Here is an 8,056-nt window from a genome sequence, read left to right as displayed (position 1 = left end):
GCCACACAGGCCGGGGCGGTGTCGTGCAAGGCGACCGCAGCATCGGCAAAGAGGCCGGTCGACCTGCTCCTCCCTCACCCGAATTCGAGATCAGGAGAACCCCAGCATGCCCCGTCTGTCCCTCACCACCGAGCGCCTGGCCCTCTTCGGCACCCTGCTGGCGACCTTCGGCGAACTCCACCCCGCCTGTGACCACTGGTTTAACGCGGCATTCGCCGTGTCCGCCTCCGCCCGTGTCGCGGGTGCGGAGGTGACCCGGTGAACCGATCCATCGAGCGACTCGCGCTGTTCGGTGGCCTGCTGGCCGCCTTCGGTGAGATCCATCCTTTCTGCGATCACTGGGCACAGGGGTCGACCACGGCGAAGTGCAAGCGCCTCTACGGGGACCACCTGGTCTACGTGAGCGACGGCACCGCAGCCACGGAGGTGGAGCGGCCCGGCGCCCCGACCATGACCGCCAGCCAGCGCGGGCGGCGGGCCGTCGCCTCCCATGTCGCCTCCTACACCGCCGTCCAGGTCGGCGCCGCCGCAGCCATCACGCGCTCCTTTGGCTACCGCGTCCCCGCCTCCGCCCTGCTGGCCGGGGCCGTCATCAACGGCGTGACCCACGCGGTCATCGACCGGGGTGCCGCCTTTCTGTGGCTGGCCGACAGGACCCGCAAGCGCGGCTACATCGACCATTGCCAGGCCGTCCGCGTCGATGACGAGGGCACCGTCAGCAAGGAGGCGAACGGGCCCGGAACCGCCTGGATCGAACTGGACGTTCTCTGCACCAAATCGGAAGGTGCACAGCGTCAGGGCCAGGGCCTTCGCGACGACGGGCATGGGCATCTCCCAGACGTGCTGCCAGATGGCTGCGGTGCGGTCGGCGACGTTGGGGATACCCCGGCCGTCGATGGTGAGCTGGACGAGGCGGCTGAGCGGTTGCGAGTAGAGCAGGACGATGGTTCCGCCGACCCGGAACAGGCCGTCGCCGTTAGCCTGTTGTGAGCCGCGCCTTCACCAACCGCGATGTGAGCGAAATCTTAGAGAAGGCACTGCACGCGGGGAACCGGTACCGGAGGTGAAGGGTGGCCGAAACGGTGGACTACCGATTACTCGAACGGGCCGCGACCAGCGGCCGGGGTTCCACGGAACTGCTGGGCGCCGCCGTTCTCGCCCTCGACGAAATCGCTACGGGGCGGCGAAAGCTGCGCGCCATCCGGCACCCGCTCGGCTTCATGTGCTTCCCCGTCCAGCGCGAGGGCAACTTGGGGGTCTGCGTGCACGCCTTCGGCAGCCTGGACGGGACGGTATCGGCGCCACTTCATACCTCGCCCGCCCACGCGCACAGTTGGGACCTGATCAGCTGCGTGCTGTACGGGCGTGTCATCAATCTCCCCATCCGCGCGCTCGACGAGCGAGAACGGCCCACGCATCGCGTGTACCAGGTCACGAGCCGCCCCTGCGGCGAGGACGAGATTCGGCCGACCGCGCGCCTTGTGCGAAGTGAGAACGGTCCTGAGCAGGCCAGCGTCAGAGGGGAAATCTACTCGCTGCCCGCAGGCGAGTTCCACACCACCGTTCTACCCGCGGGAACCACTTCCGCGACCCTGGTGCTCGGCCGTGTGCGCCCGAATTCCCATGACCTTTCCCTGGGCCTGGTGGACGGCGCGGCTCACCGGGTGATCCGACAGACATACGACGTCTCCCAGTCCGCCCGGTCCGCCCGTTCTGTCCTCAGGAAGTTCGATAGTTCTCTCAACCGATGAGGTGCACGGACCGAACTTGCCCGCCACACCATTCACCGGCACCCAAACGCTGCTTGCTATGGGTGGAGCCGTGACGTCGTAGCGCGTACTCGCTCCCCTTCCGCTGGAGCCAACCCCACCGGGCGAGAGGTGCCCGTCCCGGCAATACTGCAGCATCTCAAAAGAGCCCCAAGAGCATCTTTTCGGCAGTTATCACAACGAGGATTATTGCACTTGCGAGCAGGCAGCGGGTTGCGCGCTGCAGCTTGATCGTTCTCAGCTGGTGAAGGTTTATGCAACGCCATAGTTCGAGAATTGCAGCGTTTGCGGCCTCTTCGGCACTCTGCGCCAGGAACTTCTCCTCAAATTCGCTCAGGGAGCTATATTCATTTATGGTATCGCCGTAGCTGAACGCGATCGGAGCTGGAGAATCTGGCGGTCGTGACAGCGTCGAGAGCGTTCGAGATCCCGTGAGAACTCCAGTTAACTGTATGACCGAGTATGCACTCACTGCTAAGGCGATCAGTGCAGATGCCCCAACAACTACTTCTGTGCGCGCGGTGGTTGAGCTGGAAACGAAGGCTACGCCGGTTATTACAAGCGCATTCGCGCTCAAGAGAGTGCTAGCCCGGCTTATGAGGCCCAGGCGTAATTGATCCGACCGGCTGAGGTGCCATTGTGCAAGCTTGAGTCTCTCTTCGGCCTGCATTGCCTCACTCACCGGGCATCCCCCACCCTTCTGATGCCGATCCCCCATGGTGCTGTCATCTATCTGAAATGCCCTTGAAGACCGTCGAGTAACCGTGGCGGGAGTGCCGGGAATCGCCAGGGTCCTGGCTCGTTATGGCTGACTGGGGGTCTGATGGGGAACCACGGGAAGCCCGAGGGAGACCGGGCCGCTTCGCTCGAAGCGGCGGGCCTGCTCGCGCTTGCTGCGGAGGAAGTTGAGCGTCAGGTCGATTCCTTCGATCTCGCCCTGCCAGTCCTCAGCGACGGCCCGCTTGCGGCGGGCCAGGAGGTCCTCCTCGATCTCGTCCAAGCGAGGCAGCATCTTGGGGTTGACGCTGAGCATCGGGCAGCGGATGCAGGCGTGTTCATGCGCGCAGGAAGTTCCGTAGGGCCGGCCGCAAGAACCCAGTTCGATGCGGCGCTTGTCGAAGTGCTCCTGGAAGTCGGTCCACTCCTCAGGGGTGGGGTCCCGGTACTCCTCCTTCGGCCGTTCGGCTCGGCGCCGGGCGAGGAACTGGTGGTAGTTGCTGATCACGTCCTCGTCGAAGACCGCGACGTAGCCGCGGGTGGTTCGGATGTCGAGATGGCCGAGCAGAGCCGCGCCGATGTGGATCGGCAGGCCGTTGTTGACCAGCTCGGTGGCGAAGAGCCTGCGGAAGTCGTGGGGCGCAAACCTGATGTCCTTGAACTGCGGGTGGGTCAGCGCGAGGTCGTCGCAGGCCCTGCCGATCAGGCGCCAGACGGTCGTGCCGGACATGCCTCGCTGGGTGCCGCCGTGGAAGTTCTGGAACAGGTAGGGCAGCGGGTCGCTCCAGGTCCTCTCGTGGCTGTCGTAGCGGACGCAGATCGGGACGGTGCCGTGCTCGGTGCGGTGACGGCGGATGACCTGAGCGACGACGTGGAAGAGCTCGGCGGACATGGGGATGATCCGTTCGCGGTCGCTCTTGGATGGGGTGACGACGAGCAGAGCCACGACTTCGCCATTGGGCCGCTGGTATTGCCGGACGCTGAGATGTGTCAGCTCGATCAGTTCCTCGGCCCGCAGGCCCGCCAGGCGCAGGGTCTCGACGATGGCCCACTGCCAGAAGGCATAGCCCTCATCCCGGGAGAGGTGTACCAGTTCACCGGTGGCGCGGTTAACCGCGCGGACCGGCGGGCGGTTGTGCCGCTGGTCCTTGGTGGAGACGCGGAGCCAGGTGACACCCTCGGCGGTGAACTCCTCGCCGTTCTCGACCTTGAGGGCCGCGTCCAGCAGGGTCCGCAGGCGGTGCCACCTGTCGTTGACGTACTGGGAGAGGGTCGGCAGGAGGGGCTGGCGGTCGCGGGTGCGGTTCGCCATGCGTTCTTGCAGCCGGCGTCGACGGACCTGGAACCATCGCAGGTCGGCGTCGCGGATCGGGCAGGGAGCGACCCACTTCGCCCAGCGTTCCGGCTCGGCGGCGGCCCAGCTTTGCAGGTCGAGATAGAGCGCGCGGACGGCCATCAGCGGCCCGTCGACGTCAAGCCGTGGCTTGCCGTCGGGCAGGACCATCAGCCATTCCTTCCACTGGGTGAACGTCTCCTCCGACAGCTTCAGGTCCTTCTGGCCGGGGTTGATCTTCTCGATCTGCTTCCAGAAGGTCCTGACCAGGAGGTTCGTCAGCTGCCGCAGGGTCGAGTAGTCCAGGCCTGCCGAACGGCGGCGGATGTACTCGACCAGCAGGTCTCTCATCTCGCCGCTGTGGAGCTGGTGGCGGTCGACGGCTTCCTCAACAGGAACCTGCCCACGGGTGACGGCACCGCGCAGGCTGCGGGGTGCGGACGCCGGGAAGTGGCCCATCTCGTGCAGGATCGGCCAGGCCAGGGTGCCGGCGAAGCTGGTCTTCTCCCCGGCCAGCTCGTGCTTGCGGGACTCGACGGCGTAGTGCAGCAGGGCCTCGGGGGTCAGGTCCTTCAGGTCGATGCCGAAGACGGTCAACGCGCAGCAGACGTCGAACTTGGTCCGGGTCCGGCGGGCCTGGCTCATGGGCAGAAGGTCGGCCCGTCGGCAGAACTCCTCCAGCAAGGGGTCTTGGGCGACGTCACGGAACCAGGGCGAGTAGTGGGAGAAGCGGTTGCAGCGGAAGCCCAACAGGGTGGGACGCACCAGCCGCAGGGCGAACGCCTGGCCGGCCGCGCAGTTCAGCTTCATGCGCAGGGGCCTGTTGTCACCAGCGGCGTCCCCGACGGGCCGTCCCTCGTCGTGGCCGGAAGCCTCCCACCGCTCCTGCCACGTGTCTCCGGGGAAGGTGGCGAGGTGACCAAGGAAGGCCCGCATGGAGCCTCGCTGCTTCCACTTCAGGGCCTCGGACTGAGAGAAGTGATCCGCCGCGACGTTGGCGATGTCCTCCACCGGCGCGGTGCTGAAGTCGCCCAGCGAGCGTGGCGGTCTGGAGGGCGACGGAGGCGGAGCCGGAAGGATCGCGGTCGGCGTGTAGATGCCGTCCAGGACAGGCGCCTCGGCCTCGTGGCGGCGGACCCGATTCGTCGTCGGGCCCTTGAGCCGCATGCTGTTTCCGACCTTACTGCCCGGCACCGAACACCGCCTCGATGTCGTCTGCGGCGTACTGCGTCGGCCACGACACCGGCTGAACCGGCCGGGCGTAGTAGGCCCCGAGCTTGTCCAGCAGATCGTCCAGACCGACGGCCGTGTAGAGCTCGGTGGTGCTGATATGCGCGTGGCGCAAGATCGTCTGTACTTCGTGCAACTTCAGCTCCGGATCGCGGGCCATCCGCTTCGCGGCCGTGTGCCGAAGGTCGTGCAGAGCACGGGCCGGGGCGGTCGCGGTGTTCCGCCACGACCAGCAACAGGAAGGAGATGGGCCGTCATGCCGCTTCCGTACATCGAGTTGACGTCCTGCAACCTGGGCTCCCTGACCCACAGCTCTCCGCCACCGAAGCCCTGTCCCCGGCACGCGCCGGGGGCAGGGCTTTTTCTGTTTTGGTAGGTTTCTAAGGTTCTGTCTGCTGCCGTTTCCAATGGAAACGGCAGCAGGTTGGCGTAAGCGTTGCGCCCGTGGCCCTCCGTCAGACCTCAGACGGGGCCCGCCGTTTCCATTGGAAACGGCAGACCGGTGCGTGGCAGGCCCCTGACTGCCCTTGCTCGGGCTGCGCGAGGGGCCAGCGTTTCCATTGGAAACGGCTAGTCTCTGGCCGTACCTTCATGTCGTCCTGGAGAATCTATGGCTGCCACCCTTCCAAGGCCCAAGCGAACGAGCACCAAGCGGGCCCCCGAGGCTCCGTCCAAGGAAGAGGCGTTCTACCGGGGCGGCAAGGACCGCAGCGGGGACACCGTCGAGCTTCACCCCAAGGACCTCTGCCCCAACCCGTTCAACCGGCGGGCCATGTCGGGCGTCGCGGAGCTCGCGGCCACGATCGAGGAAGTCGGCCTCCTTCAGAACATCGCCCACATTCCCGTGGATATCTGGCTCACGCACTACCCGGAGACAGCGGAGAAGATCACCGCTGCAAACGTCATTCTCTTCGGCGAGCACCGCTGGCGCGCGGTCCAGTCCCTGGGCTGGGAGAAAATCCCCAGCGTCCTGATGGACGACAAGGTCGCGGACGCCCGGCTCATCACCCTCATCGAGAACCTCCGCCGCGCACAGCTCAGCCCGCTGGAAGAAGCGGAGCACTACGAGGCCCTGCGGAGCAGCGGACTGTCGTACGAGCAGATCGCGCAGAAGGTCGGAGAGACCGCCAAGGGAGCCATCTCCAAGGGCACCGTCTGGAAGCGCGTGCAGCTCCTCGCGATGGAGCCGGAAGTCCAGGACGCGCTTCGGGATGGCACCCTGGCCGTCAGTAACGCGGAGAAGCTCCAGAAGCTGAGCGCAGAAGACCAGCGGGAGGCCGTGGCCCTGGTCCAAGCCGGCATGCGTCCGCTGGAGGCGCAGGCGCAGATCCTCGCACGGCAGCGGCGGGCCGAGGACACGCCCGACTCAGACGCGACCGGGAGTGATGACGCCGTTTCCAATGGAAACGGCCCGGCCCCCACGTCGACGGCCGTTTCCACCGGAAATGCTGCCCCCAAGATCCGGACAGCACCGAAGAAGGAACAGCCCAAACCATCCGCTGACCAGTACGAACGAGACCGCAGCACCGCAGCCGCTGCCCGGGACGCCGCCTGTCAACTCCTCGTCGAGACCGTCGACACCGGCGTCGCCGCCGACAGCGATCTTCTCCTCAAGGCCATGACCGGCGCCCTGCTGGCCCCGGCGCAGCAGTCCGCCGCGCAGCAGCGCGCCCTGGTCTGGCTCCGCCGAGCCGAACGCCACAGCATCGACGACCAGAACGCCGGCTCGTACTTCAACGCCGTCCAGGAATCCGGTAACGGCGAACTTCAGCGGCTCGCCGCCTTCGCGAGTGCCCTCGCCGCCTCCGAGCTCCGCACCGCAGCCCGTCGGCACTCGTGGGGCAGCCGGGAGACCGGCTACCTCCGCCTCCTCCAGGACCACGCGCAGTACGCCCCGGAGACCGCGTGGGAGAAGAAGGAACTTGGCTTGGACACCACAGGAGAGACCGAGTGACGCGCACAGTCGAACCCCGTTTTCGCCCCAGGGGGCGGCGCTGGCCCAAGATCTACGCATTCATCCTTGAGTGCGGCGGTTCCACCAAGACCACCAGCGCCACGTCCATGTCGACCGAAGCAGCGCTCCGTGGATACCAGGGCACCATCTTCGACTTCGACGCCAACCGGTCTACGACGACGATCCTCGGCTACGACGAAGAGGCGATGAAGGGGCGGAAGACCGTCCTCGACCTCATTCACGGAACCGCGACCCTGGACGAGGTGGCGCTGCCGGCCCGCTACCGCATCGGTGACGGATACGACGACGACGCCTTCGCCTACATCCCGGGCCTGCGTGTCGTGCCCAGCTGCAAGGAGATGTCCACCGCGGACACGGCTATTGCCGAGGACGCGGACAGGCAGGACTGGTTCGCTGAGATCCTGCTCGGCTACGAGGGCGACGAAGACGACGTCTTCTGGCTCGACTTTCCCGCCAGCTACGGGAAGATGGTCTACTCCGTGATCCGCATGCTCGACGAGGACGACTCGGTCATCCCGTCGGTCCGGGCCGATCCGAAGGACGTCAAGCTACTGGTCCCGCTGTTCGAGGAACTGGACCGCGTCCGGGAGAAGAACCGCCTCAGGCGGTCGGTGCCCGGTCGCCCGACGGTCAACCACCTGATCCTCACCGGAACCCCGACCGCCAGCTACGCCGAAGCATCGGCCAGGAAGGCAACGGCGCTCGCAGAAGCCCTGTACGGCGAAATCCTGGCGCCCTACATCCGGTACTCCGCCGACGCCAAGAAGCTTTACGACGACTGCTGCCCTCTGCCCATCCTGCTGCCCAACTCAGTGCCGGCCGTCGACTACCGGAAGCTGATGACCAGCATCGGATTCCCCGACCGGACCTGACCGGCGTTTCCAATGGAAACGGCGTGCGGGCCCGACCACCTTCTGGGTGGCCGGGTCCTTCCGTTATCCGCCGAGATCAATGCCCTGCGTTGAGCAGCGGCAGGACGTCGTCCGGGGGCGTCGCTGATGCTGACGATGTAGCTGATGATGGCGCGGGCGA

8 protein-coding genes are annotated in these 8,056 nt (G+C 66.3%); 5 read left to right on the top strand and 3 right to left on the bottom strand.

The features are described 5' to 3' along the window. Positions 1-106: 106 nt before the first annotated feature. From ABTZ94_RS10255 to ABTZ94_RS10245, 3 genes are all read left to right on the top strand, one after another. Positions 107-262 carry a hypothetical protein gene (locus tag ABTZ94_RS10255; RefSeq protein WP_351199427.1) on the top strand — a complete coding sequence of 52 codons (156 nt, stop codon included), beginning with the start codon at positions 107-109 and terminating at the stop codon, positions 260-262. Further along, positions 259-990, top strand: coding sequence for a hypothetical protein (locus tag ABTZ94_RS10250; RefSeq protein WP_351199425.1), 732 nt, complete (start codon positions 259-261; stop codon positions 988-990). The genes ABTZ94_RS10255 and ABTZ94_RS10250 overlap by 4 nt, the downstream gene beginning before the upstream one ends. 80 nt (positions 991-1,070) lie before the next feature. Continuing rightward, entirely contained in the window at positions 1,071-1,751 is a 681-nt protein-coding gene (locus tag ABTZ94_RS10245) for a hypothetical protein (RefSeq protein WP_351199423.1), read from the top strand. 157 nt (positions 1,752-1,908) lie between these two features. Here ABTZ94_RS10245 and ABTZ94_RS10240 read toward each other — a convergent pair whose 3' ends face one another. From ABTZ94_RS10240 to ABTZ94_RS37795, 3 genes are all read right to left on the bottom strand, one after another. Then, positions 1,909-2,451 (bottom strand): Pycsar system effector family protein, encoded by a 543-nt coding sequence (locus ABTZ94_RS10240; protein ID WP_351199421.1) that lies wholly within the window; start codon positions 2,449-2,451, stop codon positions 1,909-1,911. Between the two features lie 120 nt (positions 2,452-2,571). Further along, the gene (locus ABTZ94_RS10235) at positions 2,572-4,986 is read right to left on the bottom strand and encodes a tyrosine-type recombinase/integrase (protein ID WP_351199419.1); all 2,415 of its coding nucleotides are present in this window, start codon (positions 4,984-4,986) and stop codon (positions 2,572-2,574) included. Between the two features lie 13 nt (positions 4,987-4,999). Then, on the bottom strand, positions 5,000-5,164 hold the full coding sequence (locus ABTZ94_RS37795) for a hypothetical protein (RefSeq protein WP_502967215.1): 165 nt from the start codon (positions 5,162-5,164) through the stop codon (positions 5,000-5,002). A 495-nt stretch (positions 5,165-5,659) separates the two neighbouring features. On the opposite strand from ABTZ94_RS37795, the gene ABTZ94_RS10225 reads away from it, so the two are divergent. After that, complete coding sequence (locus tag ABTZ94_RS10225) at positions 5,660-7,003, top strand: ParB/RepB/Spo0J family partition protein (RefSeq protein ID WP_351199415.1); 1,344 nt, start codon at positions 5,660-5,662, stop codon at positions 7,001-7,003. Continuing rightward, positions 7,000-7,896: a ParA family protein gene (locus tag ABTZ94_RS10220; protein ID WP_351199414.1), complete on the top strand. Its 897-nt coding sequence runs from the start codon at positions 7,000-7,002 to the stop codon at positions 7,894-7,896. Before ABTZ94_RS10225 ends, ABTZ94_RS10220 begins: the two co-directional genes overlap by 4 nt. Positions 7,897-8,056: the final 160 nt, after the last annotated feature.

The organism is Streptomyces sp. NPDC002785 (assembly GCF_040295565.1).
GTDB lineage: Bacteria > Actinomycetota > Actinomycetes > Streptomycetales > Streptomycetaceae > Streptomyces.
This window is presented reverse-complemented; position numbering and strand designations above follow the sequence as displayed.